The following is a 23,314-nucleotide window of genomic DNA, read 5'->3' as shown; positions in this document are numbered from 1 at the left end:
CGTGAAGGAGGTTCAGCCGCGGCCGAAGCCGAGGAAGTCGAGCAGCATCTGGCGACGCCGGGCGCGGCGCTTGCGCCGCTCGTCGTCGTCCTCGCCGCTGGTGGCGCGTGCGGCATCGGTGGCGTTGGCGGCGGTGCTGGCCGGCAGGCTGACCGGCGCCGTCGAGAGCGACACGCCAGCGGCCTGGCCGCCGACCTGGATGTTGTCGGCGCCGCGCACCGTGGTGGCACCCAGGAAGACGTTGCCGCTGGCCTTGATGCCGGCCTCGCCGGCGTCGATCGCGCCGCTGGGCGCGTAGAGGTCCAGCGTGCTGCCGGTGCCGCCCACGGCGATGCCGCTGCCGGCGTAGGAGCCCGAGGTGTCCAGGTAGAGCCGGCCGGTGGCGGCGTCCAGGCGCACCACCGGCGGCGGCACCGCCGACACCGTCTTGGCGCCCCGACCGGCGTCAATGTCGCCGCGCGTCGACCAGATCAGCAGGTCGCCGGAGTCGAGCGTGAAGACGCGCGACTGGTTGACCAGGAAGTCGTCGCGGCTGATCGCGGCGATGCCGCCGCCGGCCACGGTGACCACGCCCAGGTTGTTGGCCGACTGCGCGACGCTGCCGGTCTCGCCGGCGTTGACGCCGCCGGCCGGGGTCATCAGGGTGATGCCCGGCAGGTCGATCGCGGCGCGCTGGCCAGTGGCGGCCACCAGCCGCTGGCCGCTGTCCTGGAGGGTCTTGATCTGCGTGGCGGGCAGCGCCAGGTCGCCACCGACATGCTCGCCGGCGAAGACCGCATCGATCGCCAGGCTGCCGCGCAGGTAGGCCGCCTGCTGGGCGTAGCCGCTGGCCTGGGCTGCGCTGCGGCCGGCGCTGCGCACCTCCTCGACCAGCACCTGGTTGATCCAGCCGACCTGCTGCGCCAGCGGCAGCGCCTCGAAGGCGGTCAGCGCCTGCGCCAGGTCCAGCGTGGCGCCGGTGCGCAGCTGCATCCAGGCCTGCAGGCCCTGGGCATAGCGCGGCGTGTCGGCGGCGGCGATCAGCGTGATCAGCTGGCTGCGGCGCTGCGTGTCGAGCTGCGCCATGCGGGCGGCCAGCAGCTGGGCTGGCGCGGCGTCGCGCTGGGCTGGCGTGAGCCGCTCGAAGGCCGCCAGGGCCTGCGCGTCGGTGAGCGTGGCGGTGTCCACACCGATGTGGCGCACATAGCGCGCCAGCGCCTGCTGGTAGGGGGCCTCGCCCAGCAGCGCGCGTGCCAGCGCCAGTTGCTGCTCGCTGCTGGACTGCGACCAGGTCCGGGCGCGGGCACTGCCCAAGGCGCTGACCGTGGCGTCGCTGAGGAAGGCGTAGAGGTCCCCGGCGCGCGCCGCCAGGGCCGTGCTGCCCACGGCGGCAAAGCCCTGCTGCACCGCCTGTCGGTAGTCCAGCCCATCCGAGGACAGACCGGCCACCAGCGTCAGCTGGGCCGAGCCGCTGGCCAGCAGCGGGTTGTCCTGGTTGCCGATGGCCATCAGGCCCGAGCTGTTGAGCGCACTGGCGCTGCCCAGGTCGATGTCGCGGCCGGCCAGCAGCAGCACCTGGCCGCTGCCGCCCACGCGCATCCAGCCATAGCCGCCACTGAAGACGATGTCGCGGCCGGCCTTCAGCAGCACCAGATCGCTCTGCGCGCCGCTGGCGGCGTCGGGCTGCAACTGCGTCTGCACGGCCTCCTGCACGAGGATGTCGCGGCCGGCCTCGATGTGCAGTGCGCGGGCCGAATCGATCGGGGCGCTGATGCGCACATCGCCATCGCGCGCCACCATCTCCACCGGCGTGCGCTGGCTCTGGTCCAGGCGAAGGCCGGCATCGTTCTTGGGGTTGAAGCCCAGGACCTCGCGCGAGTCCAGCCACAGCGGCGCGTCCTGGCCGCGCCGCGTGGCGTAGACATCCAGGCGCGAGCTGAGCTGCAGGTCACCTGCGGCCAGCAGGGCCAGGCGGCCGTCGTCGATCGGGCGCTGCTCGGCGTCGCCCACGCGCAGGTCGCCGCTGGCCGCGGCCAGGCGGGTGTCGTCGGGCAGCAGCGAGCCGGTGGATGGGTCGCCCGCGGCGATGCCGCCGCCCAGCGACGCATCGCCGGCGGTCGCCGTCAGGCGCGCGCTGGCATGGCGGTTGAGCAGCTGGATCGGGTTGGAGGCCTCGCTGTAGGCGTCGGAGATCTCGCCGATCGCCAGCTGCCCGCGGGCGTCCACCTGCACCCGGTTATCCTCGTAGTACAGCCGCGTGGCGCCCACGCCGCCAGGGTCACGGCGCTGGCCGATCACGCTGCCGCCAGCTGCCACCTGCAGCTGGCGCCCGCCGGCCTCGAACGCACCGCTGACGACGTCGCCGCCGGCACGCACCGACAGCGAACCGCCGCCGTAGTGCACCGTCTGCCCGCTGCCGCCATCGGCCGCCGACAGGTGGTAGCCGCTGGACGGTGCGACCGCCACCATGTCGATGATGTGGCGCCCGGCGCGCAGGTCCACCTGACCGCCGCCGAAGCTGCCCACGTAGGAGAAGCCCAGCGCCTGGGCCGCCGAGCCGCCCCAGACCAGGCTGCCGTTGCCACCGCCCAGGAGCTGGCCGCCGAACAGCAGGTCGACCACGCCGGCGTCATCACCACCGCGCTCGTTGTCGGTGTCATCGCCCTGGATCGAGCTGCCCGCCTGCAGGCGCACATCGCCGCCATCGGTCTGCAGTGCCTGGTCGCCGAAGAAGCGCTGCGCCTGGTACTTCACCGCCTGCGCCGCCTCACTGCGCGGCGCCCCGGTGCTGAGCACGATGGTGTTCTTCACATCCATCGCCAGGTTGCCGGCGGCCGACAGCGTGACATCGCCGGTGCTGCTGCCGGTGTAGTTCAACCGGCCGGCCTGCTGGCTCTTGAAGTTCAGGTTGGCGGCGTCCGGGCTGGCGGTGCGGCGCAGCTGCCGCGCCGACGCGGCCTGCAGGTCGGCGCCGGCGGTCAGGGTCAGGTTGCCGGCGCGGTCGCTGGTGGCGGCGCCGCTGGTCGGGTCCAGCCCGCTGGTGATGCCCCAGCGCAGGTTGATGCTGCCGGTGGCGCGCAGCGTCAGCGAGGTGTCGCCGACATGGCGGGCGTCGCCGCCGCCCGCGGCGATGCGCGCGGCGTCAGCCGGCAGCACCCAGTCGGCGCCGGGGTCCACCTCCAGGCGGCCCGGCGCGCGGACCTCGGCCTCGGCATGCACACGCAGCGCCGCCAGGTCCGCGGCCGGGCGGGCGCCGGCCAGGCGCTGGGCGATGGCCTGCGCATGTTCGCCCTGGCTGCCCAGGAACCCGGCCGCGTCGGCCGCGATGGTCGCGGTGCCCAGCGCGCCGCCGCTCTGGATCGCGCCGGCGACGATGCGGTCCACCGCGTCATAGACCTTCACCGCCTGCACGTCGATGCGTGAGGCGCCGTCGATCTGGCCGAGCAGCGGATCGATCGCCAGGTCATGGCCCTGCTGGCGCGCGCGCAGCTCCAGCCGGCCGCCGGACTGGCCCGGCTGGCCGGCGCTGCCAGCGGCCACGGCCACCAGGCTGCCGGCGTCCAGGCCGATGCGGCCGTCCAGTGTCGACAGCGCCACGCGGCCACCCTGGCCGTCGCTGGCCGTGGCCTGGGCCAGCAGGCGGGCGCCGTCGGCCACGTTCACATCCTGCGCGGCCGACAGCCGGATGCGGCCGCCGTCGGCGCCGCGCGCGTCCAGCGTACCGGCCACCTGCAGCGCGCCCTGGTCGGCGCTGAGGGTGATCGCGCGGGCGCTCAGCGTGGTGCCGGCGGCCAGCGTCAGGTCGCCCTCGCGCTGGCGCAGGTCCATCTCGGCGGTGAAGTGCCCGGCAGCGACTGCGGCGTCCAGGCCCGCGGTGTCCAGGCTGGCGGCGTCCAGGGTCAGTGCGGCACCGGTCTCGGCCGAGCCAGCCTGGCCGCGCAGCTGTCCCGCGGTGGTGATGCGCCCCTTCACCGCCTGCAGGCTGATCTGGCCCCCGGCCCCCTGGCCGCCGCCGGCCGAGACGTCCAGCACCGAACCCGCCAGCAGCCGCAGGTTGCCATTGCCACTGGACAGCGCGATCTGGCCGCCAGCGGTGCTGACCGGCTGCGTGCCCAGCTCGACCAGGCGCCCGGCAGCGTCCAGCCGGGCCTGTGCGCCCACCACCAGCGGCCGCTCGGTCTGCACCTCGATGCGTCCCGAGGGCAGGCGGATCACGCCGTCGATCAGCGCGCTCGCGGCCTGCAGGCTGAGCGCGCTGCCCAGCGCAGCGGCGTCGGTGCCTGCCGCCGGCGGTGCAGCGTCCACCTGCAGCGCGCCGCCGGCCACGATCGCGTACTGCGAGCCGGCCGCGTGGCTGGTGATCACCGGGGCGCTCAGCTGCAGCGCGTCGGCCACCTGCAGGCGGCCGGTGCCATCCAGGCTGATGGCCTGGCCGGCCTGCAACCCCACCTGGGTGGCGCCGGCGATGCTGAGGCTGCCCTCGCCCAGCGAGATCGTCTCGCGCGCCTGCAGCTGCAGGGCCGTGTCCTGCAGGCCGAAGGCGGCGCTGCGCGGCCCGCTGTGGTTGCTCAGTTGCAGCGCGCGCGCCTGGACCGTGGCGGTGCCATCGGTGCCCAGCACGCGCAGGCTGGGGGTGTCGATCGCGATCGTGCCGGCGTCCTCGCCGCCCAGCGTGCTGCCGGTGTGCAGGTACAGGCGTTCGTAGGCGCGCAGCGTGAGGTGCTCGGCGGCCGTCAGCGCCTGGGTCTGGGCCTCGGTCAGGGCCAGGCGCGAGCGGTTGCCGGTCGGGCTGGCCAGCTCCACCTCGCGCGCCGCCAGCAGCAGATCGCCAGCGCGCAGCACGGCCGTGGGATCGACCTGCGCCACCCCGGTGCTGTCCAGCGCGACACTGCCGCCGCTGCGGCCCAGCGACACGCCGGCGCCAATGCGCAGCGCCGCGTCATCCGGCGTGGCGTCGCTGCGGTCCAGCGTCGCGCCGCTCGATGCCGCCACGCGCATCGCCGCGCCGCTGCCCTCCAGCGTAAGCGGCTGAGCGGGGGTGCCGTCGCCGGGCTGGGGTGCGAAGCGGGCATCCGCGGCCACACGGAGTTCCCGGCGGGCCGTGGCCAGCACGTCGGCTGCGGTGATCGGCGCCGACGCGCCCTGGGCGAACACCACCTGGTCGGCCACGGTGCGGATTTGCGCTGTGCCATCCGCCGCGGTCACCCGCACGCCGCCCAGCACGACGGCACCGCCGTCGACCTGGTTCAGCGACGCGGCGGCGATGTGCAGCACGCCGTCGTCCGTGTCCCCGGCCGGCGCCTGGGCGTCGATCTGGATCGATCGGCCGGCGATGCCCAGCGTGCCGTCACGCCCCTTCAGCGCCTCGCTGCCCCCCAGCGCCATGCGGCCCTGCAGGCTCAGCTGGCGAGCCTCCAGGCTCACCGCGCCGCCGTCGTGGGCGAGCAGGCCCACCGCCTGCTGCTGCTGGCTGGCGCGGCTGCGCAGCACGTCGCTCAGGTCGGTGCGGCGCAGCTCGCTGTAGCGCAGCGCGGTGTCGCGGCTCATCAACTGCCAGGCACTGGGCTGGGCGTCACCGAAGCCGGTGCCGGCGTCGACCAGGCGGGCGGCCACGGTGACCGAGCCGTCGGTGCGGGCCAGCGTGCTGCCCTCGGCCAAGGTGGTGGTGCCGCTCGCCGGTCGCAGCAGGAAGGCGCCGTCCAGCACTGCGTAGGCCGCGGGCAGCAAGGTGTAGGTGCCGGCCTGCAGCACCGTGCCGTCGCCCAGCGTGACGCTGTGGCGGATGACGATCTGGCGGCCGCTGACCGCCGCGCTGTCCTTCAGGCGCCAGGCATAGGGCGCCTGGCCGGCGCCGAGCGAGGGCAGCAGCGCAAACGCGCCGTCACCGCCGGCCAGGACGTTGCTGCTGCCGCCGCGGCCGGCCACGAATTCCGACGCCACCAGTGTGCCGGCGCCCTCGGCCTCGATGCGGGAGCCTGCCGCGGTCTGCAGCGTGGGCGCCGCCAGCGTGATCTGCTTGTCGGGCGCCGCGGTCACCGTGCTGCCGGTGGGCCGCGTGCTGCTGCCATCCAGGCCCAGCCACTGGTCGCGCCCACCGGTGTAGGTGCCATACAGCACCTGGCCGGGCGTCGACGACACCGAGGTCAGGCTGCCCTCGGCCAGGTGCAGCGACTCGCTGGCTTCCAGCGTCAGGCGGCCGTTCGGGGCGCGCAGCACGCCGGCCTGCTCGATCTGCGCAGCACGCAGCGTGATCGCGCCGCCCGCGGACGGTGTGGCCGACGCCTGTGCGTCGCCACCGCTGATCGCGAGGCGATGGCCACTGGCCTCCAGCGTGAACGCGGTGCCCGTGCCGCTGGCCACTTCGGGGGCCTGCAGCCGGACATCGGCCTGGGTGTCGAGCCGGCCGTCGCGCAGCTGGATCGCGCCACCGGCCTGCAGGCCCAGCGTGCCCACGCCGGCCGTGACCAGCTGACCCGCCATCACCAGCCCGACCCCGGCCTGAACGTCCAGCGTGCCAGTGCCGCCGCTCATGGGCACGCGCTGGCTGACCGGGTTGGCGCTGTCGTACTGGCCCAGGGTCTCGGGGCCGCTGAGGGCCACCTGGGCGGCCGCCAGGCGCGCCTGCGCGCCCTCGTCGACCACCAGCGCCTGGCTGTTCAGGCTGAGCCGGCGCGGGGCCTGCAGCGTCACGTCGCCCACGAGGTGGATGTCGCCCGGCGTGCGCAGGCTGATGTCGGCCGCACCACTGGCCTGCAGCAGCGCGGCGGACAGCCGGGTGTCGGCGCCCAGCGTGGCGGCCAGCTCGCTCAGGCGCGCGGCGTCCAGTCCGGTGGTCAGCGTGGTGCCGCCCGCTTCGATGCGCAGGTGCCGGTCGTCCAGCGGCGTCGCCGAATCGCTCAGGCCCACCGCCGCGCCCGGGGCGTGGGTCAGGCTGACGCTGCCGCCCGCCAGGCCGTCGGCGCCGGCCTGCAGCGCGACCGTGCCTTCGAGCACCGCGGTGCCCGAGCTGATGATCTGGAGGGCGCCGCCGCCGCTGCCCACGAGGCGCCGCTCGATGCGCGTGCCGGCGCTGCTGCGCTCGGTCACGTCCAGCGGCGCGGCGCTGCCGCGCGCGTCCAGCCGGGCCCCCTGCTGCACCACCACGGCGGCCGACGAGGCGCCCGGGTCGGCGGCGCTGAGGGTGATCGTGCCGCCGGCCAGGACCTGGCCGGTGACCAGGCCGTCGCTGCGGTCCGGGGTCAGCCGGGCACGGCCAGAGACATCGATCACCGCGTCCGAGCCCACCCACACCCCCGGCGTGCTGCCCGGCGTGGCGCCGGCGCTGGTGGCCAGCGTCACGCTGCCGCCATGGGCCCGCAACTCGCCCTGCAGATCAACCAGGTGCGAGGCGCTGAGGCGGATGCTGCCGGTGTCGCCCGCATCGATGCGGGCGCCCTGGCCGACGCTGAGGCGGCCGTTGTCGATCTGGCTGGCCTCGGCCTGTGCATCGCCGGACGAGGACAGGCTCACCGCCATCCCGCCACGCCACAGGCCCGGCGCGCGGCCTTCGACAAAGGCCTGGGCAGCGGGCGCGCCGTCGGGCAGGTTGCGCGACGCGGTGGTGGCCATCCAGGTGCGGCGCTGCGGTGCGAGCACGCTGCCCTCGCTGAGGGTCAGGCCGAGCCGGCCGTCGATGCTGAAGCTGCCGAAGCCGCCCTCGTCGAAGAAGCCGGTGCCCAGCAGCAGCGTGTCGGCACTGGCGGGCAGGCTGCTGGCGCCGATGCGGACATGGCTGGTGCGCAGCGTCAGCTGGCCGCCGCCAGTGGTGGCGCCCTGGCTGCTGGCGGCCGAGAAGCCGCTCAGACGTCCCTGCAGCTGCAGCCCCGGTGCATCGGCCTGCTGGGCCTGTTCCGGCCGGGTGACATCGCTGAGGCTGATGCTGCCGGCCGCGGCGCCGGTGACGGCGCCGGCCAGCGATACCGCACCGCCGCCCGACACGTCGACCCCGCTGCCCTGCCCCAGCTGCACCCCCATGCCGCTGGCGCTGAAGCGCCCGCCGCTGGTGTGGGCGGTGTGGCGCGCCTGGCCACCCAGCCAGGCATTGACCCAGGCGCCGCTGAGGTCGATCTGCACGCCGTCGGCCACCTGCACACCGCCCTGGGTTTTCAGGCCGCCCAGGGTGGACGCCGACTTGCTGACCAGCGTCACGCTGGCCGCAGCGCCGCGCAGGCTCTGGTCGACGCGCACGTCGCCGGTGATCGAGGCCAGCGTCAGGCTGCCGCCGTCGGCCAGGCGCAGCGCCTCGTCGCTGCTGCGGGCCAGCAGCACGTCGCCATCGGCATGCACCCCGATCTGCGCGAAGCCGGCGTTGAGCAGACGCTCGGTGCTGATGCCCGAGCCCTCGGCCAGCGGCGCTTCCAATGGCTGGGTGGCCAGGCCGTCGGGCAGCTGCGGGGCCTGTGGGCCGATGCGGAAGTCCTTCAGCACCGCGGTCTGCGCCAGCTGATCGACGGTGGCCGTGGCCAGCACGCTGTCGCCGTTCTGGGTGGCGGCGCCCACGCTCAGGCGCCCGGCCTGCGCCAGCGCGTCCAGACCGGCCTGCTGGCGCTCGCCCTGGCTGGCCCGGGCCTCCAGGTGGCCGCCCAGCTGCACGATCGGTGCGATGACGCTGAGGCTGCCGGCATCGGCGCCGGCCACGTAGCCGGCCTCCACGGCCGTGACGCGGCGGCCGAACTGCAGGCGCTGGCCCCAGCGGTCGTACTGGATCGCGCTGCTCTTCTGCAGGTTGAAGGCGTCGGTGTAGACCAGGTCGCTCGGGGCCGTGGCCAGGTCGTAGAGGCGGCCGTCGGCGGCCACCAGCCGGGTCGCGGCGACGGCGGCGGCGGTGTAGGTGACCTGCCCGCCGCTGAGGCGGATGCGCGAGCTGTCGGCGGTGATGACCGCCCCCTCGGCGCGCAGATCCAGGTGGCCGCCGCGGCTGAGCCATTCGGTGGCGGTCTTGCCCAGCGCGTCGCGGTAGCCCTGCAGGCTGCCCAGGATGGGCGAGTCCAGCCGGGTGTCGATGGTCACCTTGGCGCGGTAGAGCAGGCCGTCCTTCTGGACCGGCGCGTCCTTCAGGTCGTTGCTGCCCAGCAGCTCGGTGGTGACGAACAGGTCGGCGACGCTGCGCGTGGTCGTGGTGGTGCCGGAGAGGTCGATCAGCACGCCCTCGCCCAGCACGATGCGGGCATCGGGGTCGCCGGCCACGTCGGCGCGGTCGGCCAGCCGGGTGTAGGTGGGCGTGGCCTGGGCGCGTGCCACCACCTGGGCACCGGGGGCGATCAACTGGCTGCCTGGCTCGAAGACCACCGAGCGGCCGGCCAGTTCGACAAACGAGCCCAGCACCGTGGCGTTGGCCGAGGCGGTCTTGCTGGCGGTGTCGGTATCCGGCGTGATCGACAGCAGGCTGCCGGCCCCCAGCGTCAGCGCGCCGGACTCGGTGGCACGGTAGGCGGGCGTGACCGGGTTGTAGTCGGCGCCGCTCTGGGCCTTGAGGATGATCGAGCCGTTGGCGTCGACGCTGGTGGTGGCGCTGATGCGGCCAGACTGGTTGACCGCCAGACCGACCAGCGTGGTGTTGCCGCGCGGCGTGCTGATCTGGCCGCCCGCCAGGTTGGCCACGCTGCCGTGCTCGCCGCCCGGGCCACGGCCCATCTCCACCAGGAAGCCGCGCAGCACCTGCAGCTTGGCGTTCTCCTCGGCCGCGTAGAGGTCGGCCTCCTGGCTGGGCAGCTTGAGCTTGACGCTGCCGCCGCCGCCCAGGATCACCTGACCGTCCGGCGCGCTGAGCTTGCCAGCGTTCTCGACCCGCTTGGCGAACAGCATGACCTGACCGCCGCTGGCGGTGGTGATGCTGGCGCCGGGCTCGACGCGCACGAAGTTGCGGCTGTCGACAAAGGCCGCCGGGTCCCCGTCGTAGCGGAAATGCGCGCTGGACAGGTTGGCAATGCTCTGACCGAAGCCGCTGTTGAACTCGGCGTCGCTGAGGTTCAACGTCGAGGCGATCAGCGAGCCGGTGTTGACCTGCGCACCGCGGCCGAAGAGGATGCCGTTGGGATTGATCAGGAAGATCTGGCCGTTGTTGGTGGCGCTCAGGCGGCCGAAGATCTGCGACGGTGCGGCGCTGCCGACGACGCGGTTCAGCGCACTGCCGCCGCGCACCGCCATGTCGAAGCTGACCTGGCTGGTGGCGCCGATGTCGAAGCTGTCCCACTGGTAGATCGCGCGCGCGCTGTCCTGGCGGATCGTCTGGGTGGTGCCGCCCTGGCTGTTGGGTCGGTTCACCGGCGCGCTGGCACCGCTGCCCGAGACGCGCCAGGTCGCCGCCGGGACCGGCACCTGGGCAGCGGCGGGCGCGGCATGCACGGCCTGGCCGGCCAGGGCCAGCGCGGCGGCCAGCGGGGTCAGGCGCAGCGTGCGGTGGGCCGCGAGGCGGGGACGGGCGGGGGTCGTCGGCATGGCGGCGGGTCAGTAGCGCGTGAGCACACGCAGGTGGAGACGGGGGTCGTGCAGCTCGGCGTGGGCGCTGGCGCGCAGCGGCCAGCCCAGGTCCAGCGCCGCCTCCAGCCCGGCGCCGGCCATTCGCAACCCCAGTCCGACCGAGAGCAGCGAGGTGCGCGGCGCCTGGCCGCTGCCCGGCTGCGCCAGCAGGCCGCGGGCGGCGTCGGCGAAGACCAGCGGACGCACCTCGGTCCAGCCGGTGCCGATGGCCTCGGCCAGGTTGCTGCTGCGCCACTCCAGGCTGGCGGCCAGCGCATGGTCGGCCGCGACCTCGCTGTCCGGGTAGCCGCGCAGGTTGTCCTGGCCGCCCAGCGTCAGCTGCTCGGCGCTGACCAGCGGACCCGAGGCCACCTGGGCCAGCAGGCGTGCTGACCACAGCCCATCGAACCAGGCTGGCTGCAGCCAGCGGCCGTCGATGCGCCAGACGCCGAAGCTGCCGCTGGCGCCCTGGGTCTTGCAGTCGAACTGGTCCTGCCAGGCGATGCCGGCGCACAGCAGCCGGCGCTGCAGCAGCCGTCCCCAGGCCACGGTGAGCTGGGTGCTCAGCTGCAGGCTCTGGCGGCCCTCGCTCCACTGTCCGGCGTAGGCCAGCTGGAAAGGCAGGTAGCGCAGCGGGGTTTCGAGTGCGCTGCTGCTGGCCGAGATGGTGTCGCGCAGGTGCTTGAGGTCGGCGCCAGCCGAGAGCGTGCCGCTCCAGCCGCCCTGGCCGATCGGGTGGTGGTAGCGCAGGCCCAGCGTGCGGCCCTTGCCCAGGGCCTGGGTGCCGCCGAGCGTCTCGACGTTGCTGTTCGAGTCGGTGAAGGACAGTGCCCAGAGGTCGCCCTGGCCACCGGGGAGGCTGTAGTTGAGGACCGCGACGCGCGATTCCTCGGGCTTCTCGGGCGCGGTTTGCAGCGTCAGCGACAGGCTGTGGTCGCGCTGCAGCAGGTTGTCGTAGCGCAGCGTGCCGCTCAGGCGCAAAGGCGTGGTACCGGCCGCGTGCTGGTTGTTGACCTCGATCGAGCCCGACAGCGGCAGCTGGTCGCTGACCTGCAGGTCCAGGTCCACCGTGCCGGGCAGGCGGCCGGGCTTGATCACCGGCTGCACGCGGCGCGCGTCGCTGCGGTTGACCTCGGCCAGCTCCTGCTGCAGCGTGGTGAAGTTGGGCACCTCGCCCGGGGTGGCCGAGGGCAGCGCGGCGCGGATGTGGCCTTGCGCGTGGTAGCGCGAGCCGGTCACCCAGACCTGGCCCAGCCGGCCCTGCAGCACCGACAGCCGCACCACGCCTTCGTCCACGCGCTGCTCGGGAATGTCAACCAGCACCGTGAGGTAGCCCGCCTGCTGGTAGGCCGCCTCCAGCGCCGCGCGGGCCGCCTCGACGTCCTTCATCGAGCGGCCGGGGCCCAGGTGGGGCTGCACCGCGCGCTCGATGGCCTCGACGCTCAGCACGGTGTTGCCCTCGACCGCGACCTCCCAGAGGTCGAAGGCCGGCTCGTCGGCACCCGCCACGGCGGGCCCGAGCAGCAGGGCGGTCAGCAGGAGGAAGGCGAGAGGCCGCATGGACGGGAAGGGCTGGGAGAAAGCGTGTCTGGCGGCGCATGCTGCCGGGGTGCGTTGACAGGCCGCGGGCGCGAATGGCACGCCGGTGCCTGCGCGCTGACATGCGGGCGTCACACAGGGGCGAAAAAAGGGGCGAGGCCGAGGCCTCGCCCGATCGGCAGGCGGGCGGTCGCCGGGCGACCGCCCGTGCCCTCAGCGGACCTGACGCAGCGGCGCGGCGCTGTTGGTCTTGTAGTTCTTGCTGGCGGCCAGGCCGTACAGGAAGGAGGCCGGGTTGTAGACCGAGCCGTAGTCCAGACGCTCGACGCAGGAGCCGTAGAGCGCGTTGTTGCCGGTGGCGCTGGCGCAGGACTCGGTGGTGTTGGACCAGTGGCTGGGCAGGGCCAGCACGCGCGGCACCGGGGCGGTGGCCAGGAAGTTGACGTTGGCGGCGTTGGCGCGCACATGGCCCAGGAAGCCCATCATCGCCTTGTCGCGGCCGATGGTCAGGTTCTCGGCCTTGTTCCACTGCATCGACGAGGTGTAGACGAAGGGGTACAGGCCCTTGCGCATGTTGGCCGTCGTCATTTCGGCGTTGTCGATCTTCACAAACTTCCAGGTGGTGGCGCTGTCGTCACGCTCGCCGGTGACCACGCCCAGCGCATAGGCCGAGCCCGGGTTGGTGGTCAGGCAGGTCAGCACGTTGCCGGTGCCCGAGCCGTGGTAGACCGAGACGCCGGGGATGCTGGTGTCGAAGGCGTTGACCGGCGCGGTGGCGGTGGTCAGCGGCTCCAGCATGCCGGTGGCGGTGTCGGTCAGCGCGCCGACTTCCAGGAAGAAGGCGTTGGACGCGGCCTGGGTGCCCGAGCCGGCGGTGCGGCGGCAGATCACCACGGTCTTGGCGTCGTCGGCCACATCACCGGTCAGCGCCGACCAGCCGGCGTAGCCCGCGGCAGCGCGCACATAGCCGGCCAGCACCGCGGCGACCTGGGCGCGGCCCACGGTCGGCACGCCGGTCGTGCCCTGGGCGGCCTGCAGCTTGGCGTACAGCGCCGGGCTGACGGCGACGCCGAAGGCGGTCTGACCCAGCGCGGCCGTGTCCATCGCCGTCACCTTGACCGGCGGCGCCCAGGGCAGGCCACCGTCATCGACACCGGCGGGCAGGTTCAGGTACACGCCCTTGACCTTGTTGACGGTGAAGGGCGCGACGTGCAGCGCGGGCTCCACGTCGGAGATGCCGGCGTGCGGCACGGCCATCTGGGTGGCGGTGCTCAGGCAGGCGGTGCTGCCGCCCGGCACGTAGCCGGTGCCGCAGTTGGCGACGTTGACCAGCAGCGACTTCTCCGGCAGTTCGGCGGCCACCGGCGTCACGCCCCAGGCGGAGCCGCCGGCGTCGCGCTTGACGACCAGCAGCTTGGTGCCGGCGGCATAGCCTTGCGAGCCGGTCTTGGCGTCCTTGGTGGTGACGCAGGCATAGGCGACGTGGTCGGTGCCGATGCGGTAGGTGTCCATGGCGCCGCAGATGTCGGCCATGTAGGCGGCCAGCGCCGGGGTCTGGGCCGAGGCGCCGTAGATGCGCACTTCCTTCAGATCGACGCCACGGGCGGCATCGATCTGCGCCGGCGACAGCGAGGTGGCGTGGGCAGTGCCCACAGCGGCCAGCGCGGCCAGGGCGATCAGACGGATGTTCATGCTCATACTCCAGGGTTGTGTCGAGAGGGACGGGTCGCGCACTGCACGGGTCTGGTGCCCGGGCCGAGCAGCCGCCGCTGCGGCGGTGCGGTGCAGCGCTGCCGTGACTATCGAGGGGGGTGATGACACTGGTGCGTGGCCGTCGGGCCCGGGTGGGCACCCTTGCGGACCATGGCCCGCCACCGAACTGTCACGAAATGAGCTGGCGCGACAAGGCCTCGGCCACGGCGTGCAGACGGCTGCGCGCGCCCAGCTTGACCATGATCCGGCGCAGGTGGTTCTTCACCGTCAGCGGGCTGATGTCGAGCTGGGCGGCGATCTCGTCGGTGCGGCGGGCCTCGCGGACGGCCTGCAGGATCTGGGTCTCGCGGGCGGTCAGTGGCGAGCTCGGCGTGGCGCTGGTCTCCGGCACTCGCGCGCCGCCGGCCAGCGCCCGCATCGCGGCCGCATGCAGGTAGGGCATCCACAGCGCCAGGCCGGCCGTCATGGCCGGGTCCTGCCGCGAGCGCGTGCAGAACACGAACAGGCTTTCCGATCGCAGGCAGGCCTGGGCGTCCACGCCATGCACCAGCAGCCGGTCAATGCCCTGCTGACGCAGCTGGGCCAGCGCCGGGGCCTCGCGCAGCTCGGCGTGGGCCGCCAGGTCGATCAGGCAGGGTTGGCGCCGCCCGCCCACCCAGGCGCGCCGCAGCGGCACCAGCCAGCGGGGGCTGGACTGCTCCAGCTGCGCCAGCAGCCGGGGTGGCAGCGGCACGCTGTGGAAGACCGTGGTCGCCTCGCTGGCGGGCAGCTGTGGCAGGTGGCAGATCACCAGCTCGTGCGGCACGAATCGGTGCAGGTGCAGCTGCAGCCAGGTGAACAGATGGCCGCGGTTGCCCACGCCCAGGGCCACCTCGGCCGTGCGGATCAGCGCGTCGCGTTCAAAGGCGGCGTAAGGCAGTTGCTGCAGCAGCACAGGCGCCAAGGCCGGGCGGCTGCAGGGCACCCGCCCTGAGCAGTGTTCAGGACGGCCCATGCTAGGTACCGGCGATGAAGCGCCGATGACGGACCGATGACAGCGCGGGGCGCCCTTGGGCTGTGCCTCACGCCGCTGGCGCGCATGATCAGCGGGCGAGGTCGTCCGCAGGGTCTGCAAGGGTAGAACCAGCCCTCGGCGCGCTCAGCCGCTCTCGGGCACCAGCCGCCCGGGTCGCCAGCCTTGACCCAGCGCAATGATCGGGGTGGGAACAGGCACACCATGGGCCATGGCTCCCGCGACAGCAGTCCAACGATCTCTCGCGCCCCGTCTGGGCGATCGCGGCGGGGGGCTGTCCCGCGCGGGACGGGCAGGGGCCGGTCCGGGCCGTGACAGGGACAGCCGCCGGCCGCGCGCAGGCCCGCAGCCCTCCTGGGGTATGGTTCGGCTTTCGGCAGCGGGAGTGTTCCAGTGGTGAAGCGCACCAAGGCAACGGCCAGTTCCCGCGCCGGTCCGGAGCCCTCGGGCGCTGCGGCGGGCTTTCCCATCGTCGGCATCGGCGCGTCGGCCGGCGGACTGGCCGCGTTTGAGGCCTTCTTCGCCGCCATCCCCTCGGACAGCCTGCCGGGCATGGCCTTCGTGCTGGTGCAGCACCTGTCGCCCGACCACCCGAGCGTGCTGCCCGACATTCTTCGCCGCTGCACCCACCTGCCGGTGGCCGAGGCGACCGACGGTCTGGTGGTGGCCGTCAACACCGTGTATGTGATCCCGCCGGGACGGGGGCTGGAGATCCGCCATGGCACGCTGCACTTGCTGGAGCCCATCGCGGCGCGGGGCCATCGGCTGTCGATCGATGGCTTCTTCCGCTCGCTGGCGCTGGACCGCGAGGACGCCAGTGTCGGCATCGTGCTGTCGGGCACCGGCAGTGACGGGGCCCAGGGCGTGCTGGCCATCAAGGGCGCGGGCGGTCTGGTGCTGGCGCAGTCACCACAGTCCACCGAGTTCGACGGCATGCCGCGTGCGGCCCTGGGCACCGGCGCTGTCGATCAGACGCTGGCCCCGGGCGCGATGCCCGCCTTCCTGCAGGCCTTTGCCGCCAAGGCCTACCGGCCCGCGCCACCGACGGGTGAGCGCTCGCCGGAGGCCGCCAGCGGCGCCATGCACCGGGTCTTCGCCCAGCTGCGGCTGAAGACCGGCCATGACTTCAGCCACTACAAGCCCACCACGGTGCAGCGGCGTGTGCAGCGACGCATGGCCGTGCACCAGATCGAGACCCTCGAGGCCTACGCCGCCTACCTCCAGCAGTCGGCCGACGAGGTCCAGGCCCTGTTCCGCGACCTGCTGATCGGCGTGACCCAGTTCTTCCGCGACCCCGAGGCCTTCCGGGTGCTGGAGGACACGGTCGTGCCGACACTGCTGGCGCGGCGCCTGCCGCACCGCCCGCTGCGCGCCTGGGTGGCCGGATGCTCCAGTGGCGAGGAGGCCTACTCGATCGCGATGCTGATGCTCGAGCGGCTGGACGAGCCCGCCACGCCGCAGGTGCTGCAGGTGTTCGCCACCGACATCGACAGCCGCGCCATCGCGCTGGCCCGCGCCGGCACCTACCCGGCCAGCATCAGTGCCGACATCACGCCCGAGCGGCTGGCCCGCCATTTCACGGCCGAGGCCGGCGACGGCGGCTGGCGCGTGCGCAAGCAGCTGCGCGACCTGCTGGTCTTCTCCGAGCATGACCTGACGCGCGACCCGCCCTTCTCGAAGCTGGACCTGATCAGCTGCCGCAACCTGCTGATCTACCTCGACGGCACGCTGCAGAAGCGCCTCATCCCGCTGTTCCACTACGCGCTGCGGCCCGGCGGCATCCTGCTGCTGGGCACCTCGGAATCGATCGGCGAGTTCAACCACCTCTTCGAGGCGGTGGACCGGCGCGCCAAGGTGTACCGGCGCCTGGAGGACTACCTGGACAAACCGCGTGCGGCCCTGAGCCAGATGCTCCTGCCTGCCGCCCCCACCGAGACCCCCGAGCATCCGCCCATGCCCCTGCCCAAGACAACGCTGCGTGAACGGGCCGAGCGCGCGATTCTTCGCGAACTGCCGATCGCCGCCGCCCTGGTCAACGTCCAGGGCGACATCTTCTACCTGCACGGACGCACCGGGCAGTACCTGGAGCCCGCACCCGGCGAGGCCGGCATCAGCAACATCCTCGCGATGGCGCGCGACGGCCTGCGGCGCGATCTGTCGCTGGCCCTGACGCAGGCCGCTGCCGCCCGCAGGACGGCCGTGGTGCGTGGCGTGCGGGTCAAGACCAACGGCCACCACACCAGCGTGAACCTGGCCGTCAGCGCCCTGGACGCCGACACCGATCCCGCCGGCCCCCAGCTCTACCTGGTGCTGCTGGAGGCGGCGCAACCGCAGGACGCCGAGACCCCGGCCGCGGCCGGCACCGCCCCCGATGCCGAGGCCGGCATCGACACCCGCCTGGCCGCGCTGGCCGAGTCGCTGCGCATCAGCGAGGAGAAGGTGCAGGCGCTGCACGAGGAGCTCGAGTCGTCGATCGAGGAGCTCAAGAGCTCGAACGAGGAGATGCAGTCGGTCAACGAGGAGCTGCAGTCCACCAACGAGGAACTGGAGACCTCGAAGGAGGAACTCCAGTCGGTCAACGAGGAGCTGAGCACGGTCAACGCCGAGCTCGAGAACAAGGTGGCCGACCTCTCGCGCGCCAACGACGACATGAACAACCTGCTGGCCGGCACCGGCATCGCCACGGTGTTCGTCGACCACGGCCTGCGCATCCTGCGCTTCACGCCCGGTGCCAGCGAGATCATCAACCTGATCGCCGGCGACATCGGGCGCCCGGTGGGCCACCTGGCCTCCAACCTCGACGGCTACGACCAACTGGTGGCGGACACGCAATCGGTGCTGGACAGCCTGATTCCCAAGACGCTGGAGGTGCGCACGCGCGATGGCCGCTGGTACGCGATGCGCATCCAGCCCTACCGCACGATCGCCAACGTGATCGAGGGGGCGGTCATCACCTTCGTCGACATCTCGGAGTCGGTGCGGACCCGCCAGGCCCTGCGCAAGGTCAACGAGGTGCTGCGCCTGGCGGTCGTCGTGCGCGACGCCTTCGATGCCGTCACCGTGCACGACCTGGACGGTCGCACGCTGGCCTGGAACCCGGCGGCCGCGACCCTGTATGGCTGGAGCGAGGCCGAGGCCCTGGCGCTGAACGTGCGCGACCGCATCCCGCCCGAGCGCCGTGCCGAGGCGCTGGAGGAACTGCGCCGCGCCGCCGAATCCGACCTCACGCTGGCCCGGCCCACGCAGCGCCTGACCAAGGACGGCCGCACGCTGGAGGTGCTGGTCAAGGCTACGGCGCTGCAGGGCGACGACGGCCGGGTCTACGCCACGGCCACGACCGAGCGGATCCGCCCCGCCGCGCCCACCTGATGGAGGATCGTCCATGAGCGACGCCGCCCCCCCTCCGGCCGGCTTCACGGCCGAGTTGCGTGCACAGGCCCTGGCCCGCCTGGCCCGGGAGGACGCCACACGCGGCCCGCCGGACGCCGCCCCGCCTTCCGACGCCGAGCGCGAGCGCACGCTGCACGAGCTGCGCGTGCACCAGATCGAGCTGGAGCTGCAGAACGACGAGTTGCGCCGCGCCCAGCTGGATCTGGAGGCCTCGCGCCAGCGCTGGTTCGAGCTCTACGACCTCGCCCCGGTGGGCTACCTCACCGTCAGTGAAGGCGGCCTGATCCTGCAGGCCAACCTGGCGGCCGCCGAACTGCTCGGACAACCCCGCGCCGCGCTGGCCAGGCGGCGTCTGTCGGAATTCATCGAGCCGGAGGACCGTCCGCGCTACTTCGCGCTGCACTTGACGCGGCTCGACCACGCCCAGCCGCTGTCCTGCGAGCTGCGCCTGCAGGACGGCGCGACGACCCAGCGGTGGATGCAGCTCACCGCCACGGCGACCACGCCGGACGCGCTGTCCGAGCGCCAGTGGCGCGTGGTCCTGCAGGACATCACCGACCGTCGGCAGGCCCAGGCTGCCCAGGCGGCCCTGGCCGCGGCGGAGCAGGCCCACCGCAGCCGCAGCGAATTCCTGTCGCGCGTCAGCCATGAGTTCCGCACACCGCTGAACGCGATCATCGGCTTCTCGCACCTGCTGCTGCACAACGACGAGCTCGCGCTGCCGGACAAGGCGCGCCAGCAGCTGCAGCACGTCCACGACGCCGGCCAGCATCTGGTGCAGATGGTGACCGATCTGCTGGACATCTCCCGCGCCGCGGCCGGTCGGCTGGCGCTGCGCATTGACGACGTCGATGCGCTGGCGGTGCTGGGCGACGCCATCCGCGATGTCAGCGCGCAGGCGCTGGCGGCCGGCGTGACGATCACGCTCGATACGCTCGGCGTGTCCAAGGCGGGGGTGCGGGCCGATCCGACGCGCCTGCGGCAGGTCTTCCAGAACCTGCTGAGCAACGCGGTCAAGTTCAACCGCCCCGGCGGGCAGGTGGCGGTACGACTGGAGCGGCCCGGTCCCCAGTGGCAGGTGCACATCATCGATACCGGCATGGGCATGACGCCCAGCCAGCAGGCGGCGCTGTTCCAGCCCTTCAACCGGCTGGGGCGCGAATCCACGTCCATCGAAGGCACGGGCCTGGGCCTGGTCATCGCACGCGACCTGGTCCAGGAGATGGGCGGTCAGCTGACCATGCACAGCGAACCCGGTCGGGGCAGCGAGTTCACGGTGGCGCTGGTGGCCTCGAAAGGCGACCCCGACCTGATGCAGCGCGCGCGTGCCGCCGCCACACCGGCCTCGAGCCCTGAGGCCATCGGGCGGGTGCTCTGTGTGGAAGACGACCCGGCCAGCCGCGAACTGATCCAGCACATCCTGGAGCGCCGCCCCGACATCGCCCTGGAGATCGTGGGCACCGGCGCCGCCGCCATCGCCGCGGCTCGGCGCGACTGGCCACGCCTGCTGCTGCTGGACCTGCGCCTGCCCGACATGCCCGGTCTGAACGTGCTGAAGGTGCTGCGCCAACTGAACCCGCACCTGCCGCTGCGCTGCCTGGTCATCTCGGTCGAGTGGGCGCCCGAGGATGTCGAGCGCTCCCACGCGGCCGGCGCGGACGGGCACCTGGCCAAGCCGGTCGATTCGGTGGCGCTGCTGTCGCTGGTCGATCGGCTGCTGACCAAGGTGCCGCCGCCCTGACCGGCGCGGGCCGCGCTCAGGCCGGGTCGGCCAGGGCCACGCGGTAGAACCACTCCGCCGAGCCATCCCGGTTGATGCCCAGCAGCGCCCCGCAGCGCTCCCAGCCCTGGCGCTCAAACAGCGTCTGCATCGGCGCACACCAGTCCTCCGTCGACGACAGCAGCCAGCGGCCGCGCGCCTGCTGCCGCACCGCCTGCAGCAAGGCAGTGGCCAGACCCTGGCGGCGGGCCTCGGGGCGCACGCACAGGGACTGCAGGAAGGGCTGACCAAGCAGGCCGCGCGGCGCCCACGAGGCATAGCCGGCCACCTGGTCGGTGCCGTCCAGCGCGACCAGGCAGGTGGCGGCGGCCACCTCGGCGGCGCGGTCGCCGTTGAACTCGTCGAAGGCGGCGATCGCGGCCAGGTCGCCCGGCTGCGCCCGACGGATGCGCTCCCCCCCGCCAGGCGGCGGCTCGCCATGGGTCAGTTCGTAGACATGGCTCTTCGCGCCCAGGCGGCTGACCCACACGCCCGGCGCCGGCGCCTCGGGGGCATGGCGCTGCGCGTCGTCCCAGGGGCGGCCGGTGAGTTCGCCGCTCAGCGGGTCATGCATCGACCAGCCCAGCGTGGGGTGGCGGCGCAAGGTGAGCTCGGGCCGATCCTCCCGGGCGAAGGTGTCGGGGTCAAGGCGGCGAAAGCGGTAGACCAGACCATCGAGCGGGCGGCGCAGCGTGAGGCAGGCGGTGGTGGCGGCGGGATCGCTGGGCATGGCCCAGTATGCGTTGGATGTCCTGACCGGGGTCAAGCCCCGCTGCGCCGCCGGCTGCGGACGGCGGCCGCCGGACCGACCAACGGCGAACCTGGGGGGATGGAAGGCACCGCGGCCGATGGACGCGGGCCCGTCGCTCTGGATAATCGACAGGTCGGTCGGCCCGCGGCGAGGGTGGGGTCGACCCATGGATGGGAGAGACTCGGGTGAACATCGACAAGCTGAGTGAACTGGTGTTGTCGCTGAACGCGGATGACGCGCTTCGGCTGCGGTTCAACAAGGACGAATGGCGGATGCTGGGCAGCTTCCTGCAGCAGCACACGCTGCGCGCGGGCGACGTGGTGATCCGCTACCAGGACATGGACCGCGCGCTGTACCTGCTGGAATCGGGCACGCTGCAGGTCTATGTGCCCGATGGCGGGCCGGTGCGCCGGCCGGTGGCCATCCTGCGCCCGGGCGCAGTGGTCGGCGAGCCCAGCCTGTTCGGCGACACGCCGCGCATGGCCCAGGTCGAGGCGATGAGCGCTGTCACGGTGTGGGCGCTCACCCGCAACCGCTTCGAGGAAATGGCGGCCCGCCAGCCCGAGCTGGCGCTGGAATTGCTGCGCGCCTGCGGCGCGGTGATGGCCGAGCGCATGCGCCTGAACCTGGAGCGCGGGCTGCCGGTGGCCTGACCGCCTGGAACGCTCGGCCTCTCAGCCCAGCAGCTTCTTCTCGGCCACCGCCAGCGCCTCGGGCAGGCCCGAGAGCACCAGCGTGTCGCCGGCGCGCAGCACCAGCGCGTCGTCGGGCTCGATCACCCGGCCGCCGGCCTGGCGCACCGAGGCCACATTGACTTCCAGCACCGCCAGCGCCTGATCGCCCAGCGTGCTGCCCAGGCACTTCGCGCCGGGCGGCAGCGTCACGCTGTGCAGGCGGGCCTGCTGCAGCTCTTCCACGGTGTCGTCGTCGGCGCCGTGGAAGTAGCCGCGCAGCAGGCCGTAGCGCGCATCGCGGGCGTCGCGCGTCAGGCGGATCACGCGGCGCATCGGCACGCCCACCAGGGCCAGCGCGTGGCTGGCCAGCATCAGCGAGCCTTCGATGGCCTCGGGCACCACCCCGGTGGCGCCGGCCTCGCGCAGTTTCTCGAGGTCGCTGTCGTCGATCGTGCGCACCACCACCGGCACCTTGGGCGCGTGGGTGCCCACCAGGTGCAGGATCTTCAGCGCCGACGGGGTGTCGGGGTAGGTCACCACCACCGCGGCGGCGCGCGCCAGGCCGGCGGCCATCAGGCTCTGCAGGCGCGCGGCGTCGCCGAAGACCACGCTCTGGCCGGCGGCGGCGGCCTGGCGCACGCGGTCGGGGTCGAGGTCCAGCGCCATGTAGGGGATCTGCTCCAGCGCCAGCATGCGCGCCAGGTTCTGGCCGCTGCGGCCGTAGCCGCAGATGATCACGTGGCTCTCGGTGCGGATGGACTTCTTGGCGATGGTGGTCAGCGCCACCGACTGCATCAGCCAGTCGTTGGCCGACAGGCGCATCACGATGCGGTCGCTCTGCAGGATGACCAGCGGCGTGGCCAGCATCGACAGCACCATGGCCGCCAGCACCGGGCTTTGCCATTGCGCGGCGATCAGCTGCTGCTCGGCGCCCAGCGTCAGCAGCACGAAGCCGAACTCGCCGGCCTGCGCCAGGTACAGGCCGGTGCGGATGGCCACGCCCGGCGCCGAGCCGAAGCCGCGCGCCAGCAGCGCCACCAGCACCGCCTTGGCCAGCACCGGGCCCAGCGTCAGCAGCAGCACCAGCAGCCACTGGTCGGCCACCGGGCGCCAGTCGAGCTTCATGCCGATGGTGATGAAGAACAGGCCCAGCAGCACGTCGTGGAAGGGCCGGATGTCGGTCTCCACCTGGTGCTTGTATTCGGTCTCGGCCACCAGCATGCCGGCGACGAACGCGCCCAGTGCCAGGCTCAGGCCGGCGTGCTCGGTCAGCCAGGACAGGCCCAGCGTGACCAGCAGCAGGTTCAGCACGAAGAGCTCCTCGCTCTTGCGCCGCGCCACCAGGGTCAGCCACCAGCGCATCACGCGCTGGCCGCCCACCAGCAGCAGCGTCAGCAGCACGGCGGCCTTGAGCACCGCCAGGCCCATCGCACGCGCCATGTCCTGGCCGCTGTCGCCCAGCGCCGGGATCAGCACCAGCAGCGGCACCACCGCCAGATCCTGGAACAGCAGCACGCCCATCACGCGCTTGCCGTGCTCGCTCTCCAGCTCCAGCCGCTCGGCCATCATCTTCACGACGATGGCGGTGGACGACATCGCCACCGCGCTGCCCAGCACCAGCGCGCCCGGCCAGTCCAGCTCCCAGGCCACGCCGACCATCGCGAAGCCCCCCGCCAGCAACAGGTTGCCGACCAGCGCGCCCAGCATGGTCAGCGCCACCTGCGACAGGCCCAGGCCGAAGACCAGCTTGCGCATGCTGCGCAGCTTGGGCAGGTTGAATTCCAGCCCGATGACGAACATCAGGAAGACCACGCCGAATTCGGCCAGGTACTTCACGCCGGCCGAATCGCGGGCCAGCGCCAGCGCATTGGGCCCGATCAGCACGCCCACCGCCAGGTAGCCCAGCATCGGCGGCAGCCGCAGGCTGCGGCAGGCCACCACGCCGGCCACCGCGGCGATCAGGTAGAGCAGGACGACTTCGAGGGTGGTGGCCATCGGCG

At 73.1% G+C, this 23,314-nt stretch carries 9 protein-coding genes; 3 read left to right on the top strand and 6 right to left on the bottom strand.

Annotated elements, in window-relative coordinates:
• Positions 1-12 precede the first annotated feature (12 nt).
• The 4 genes from KAK07_RS06000 to KAK07_RS05985 form a co-directional block, all read right to left on the bottom strand.
• On the bottom strand, positions 13-10,455 hold the full coding sequence (locus KAK07_RS06000) for a filamentous hemagglutinin family protein (RefSeq protein WP_210859532.1): 10,443 nt from the start codon (positions 10,453-10,455) through the stop codon (positions 13-15).
• 9 nt (positions 10,456-10,464) lie between these two features.
• Positions 10,465-12,036: a ShlB/FhaC/HecB family hemolysin secretion/activation protein gene (locus KAK07_RS05995; protein ID WP_210859530.1), complete on the bottom strand. Its 1,572-nt coding sequence runs from the start codon at positions 12,034-12,036 to the stop codon at positions 10,465-10,467.
• 192 nt (positions 12,037-12,228) lie between these two features.
• Positions 12,229-13,707, bottom strand: a complete 1,479-nt coding sequence (locus tag KAK07_RS05990) for a hypothetical protein (RefSeq protein ID WP_210859528.1) — start codon at positions 13,705-13,707, stop codon at positions 12,229-12,231.
• 190 nt (positions 13,708-13,897) lie between these two features.
• Positions 13,898-14,722 carry a LuxR C-terminal-related transcriptional regulator gene (locus KAK07_RS05985; protein WP_210859526.1) on the bottom strand — a complete coding sequence of 275 codons (825 nt, stop codon included), beginning with the start codon at positions 14,720-14,722 and terminating at the stop codon, positions 13,898-13,900.
• Positions 14,723-15,136: 414 nt separating this feature from the next.
• On the opposite strand from KAK07_RS05985, the gene KAK07_RS05980 reads away from it, so the two are divergent.
• Positions 15,137-18,109 carry a chemotaxis protein CheB gene (locus KAK07_RS05980; RefSeq protein WP_210859525.1) on the top strand — a complete coding sequence of 991 codons (2,973 nt, stop codon included), beginning with the start codon at positions 15,137-15,139 and terminating at the stop codon, positions 18,107-18,109.
• 13 nt (positions 18,110-18,122) lie between these two features.
• Positions 18,123-19,871 carry an ATP-binding protein gene (locus KAK07_RS05975; protein WP_210851053.1) on the top strand — a complete coding sequence of 583 codons (1,749 nt, stop codon included), beginning with the start codon at positions 18,123-18,125 and terminating at the stop codon, positions 19,869-19,871.
• 16 nt (positions 19,872-19,887) lie between these two features.
• Here KAK07_RS05975 and KAK07_RS05970 read toward each other — a convergent pair whose 3' ends face one another.
• Positions 19,888-20,619 carry a GNAT family N-acetyltransferase gene (locus tag KAK07_RS05970; RefSeq protein ID WP_210859523.1) on the bottom strand — a complete coding sequence of 244 codons (732 nt, stop codon included), beginning with the start codon at positions 20,617-20,619 and terminating at the stop codon, positions 19,888-19,890.
• A 206-nt stretch (positions 20,620-20,825) separates the two neighbouring features.
• Between KAK07_RS05970 and KAK07_RS05965 the strand changes: the two genes are divergently transcribed.
• Entirely contained in the window at positions 20,826-21,293 is a 468-nt protein-coding gene (locus KAK07_RS05965; RefSeq protein ID WP_210851051.1) for a cyclic nucleotide-binding domain-containing protein, read from the top strand.
• 21 nt (positions 21,294-21,314) lie between these two features.
• Here KAK07_RS05965 and KAK07_RS05960 read toward each other — a convergent pair whose 3' ends face one another.
• Entirely contained in the window at positions 21,315-23,309 is a 1,995-nt protein-coding gene (locus KAK07_RS05960; RefSeq protein ID WP_210851050.1) for a cation:proton antiporter domain-containing protein, read from the bottom strand.
• Positions 23,310-23,314: the final 5 nt, after the last annotated feature.

The sequence above is a fragment of the Ideonella alba genome (assembly GCF_018069875.1).
In the GTDB taxonomy this organism is placed as follows: domain Bacteria; phylum Pseudomonadota; class Gammaproteobacteria; order Burkholderiales; family Burkholderiaceae_C; genus Ideonella; species Ideonella alba.
This window is presented reverse-complemented; position numbering and strand designations above follow the sequence as displayed.

What these genes read in the sequence shown, in the direction of transcription:
- KAK07_RS06000 (WP_210859532.1), bottom strand. Translation starts at nt 10,455, where the DNA reads ATGCCGACGACCCCCGCCCGTCCCCGCCTCGCGGCCCACCGCACGCTG.
- KAK07_RS05995 (WP_210859530.1), bottom strand. Translation starts at nt 12,036, where the DNA reads ATGCGGCCTCTCGCCTTCCTCCTGCTGACCGCCCTGCTGCTCGGGCCC.
- KAK07_RS05990 (WP_210859528.1), bottom strand. Translation starts at nt 13,707, where the DNA reads ATGAACATCCGTCTGATCGCCCTGGCCGCGCTGGCCGCTGTGGGCACT.
- KAK07_RS05985 (WP_210859526.1), bottom strand. Translation starts at nt 14,722, where the DNA reads ATGGGCCGTCCTGAACACTGCTCAGGGCGGGTGCCCTGCAGCCGCCCG.
- KAK07_RS05975 (WP_210851053.1), top strand. Translation starts at nt 18,123, where the DNA reads ATGAGCGACGCCGCCCCCCCTCCGGCCGGCTTCACGGCCGAGTTGCGT.
- KAK07_RS05970 (WP_210859523.1), bottom strand. Translation starts at nt 20,619, where the DNA reads ATGCCCAGCGATCCCGCCGCCACCACCGCCTGCCTCACGCTGCGCCGC.
- KAK07_RS05960 (WP_210851050.1), bottom strand. Translation starts at nt 23,309, where the DNA reads ATGGCCACCACCCTCGAAGTCGTCCTGCTCTACCTGATCGCCGCGGTG.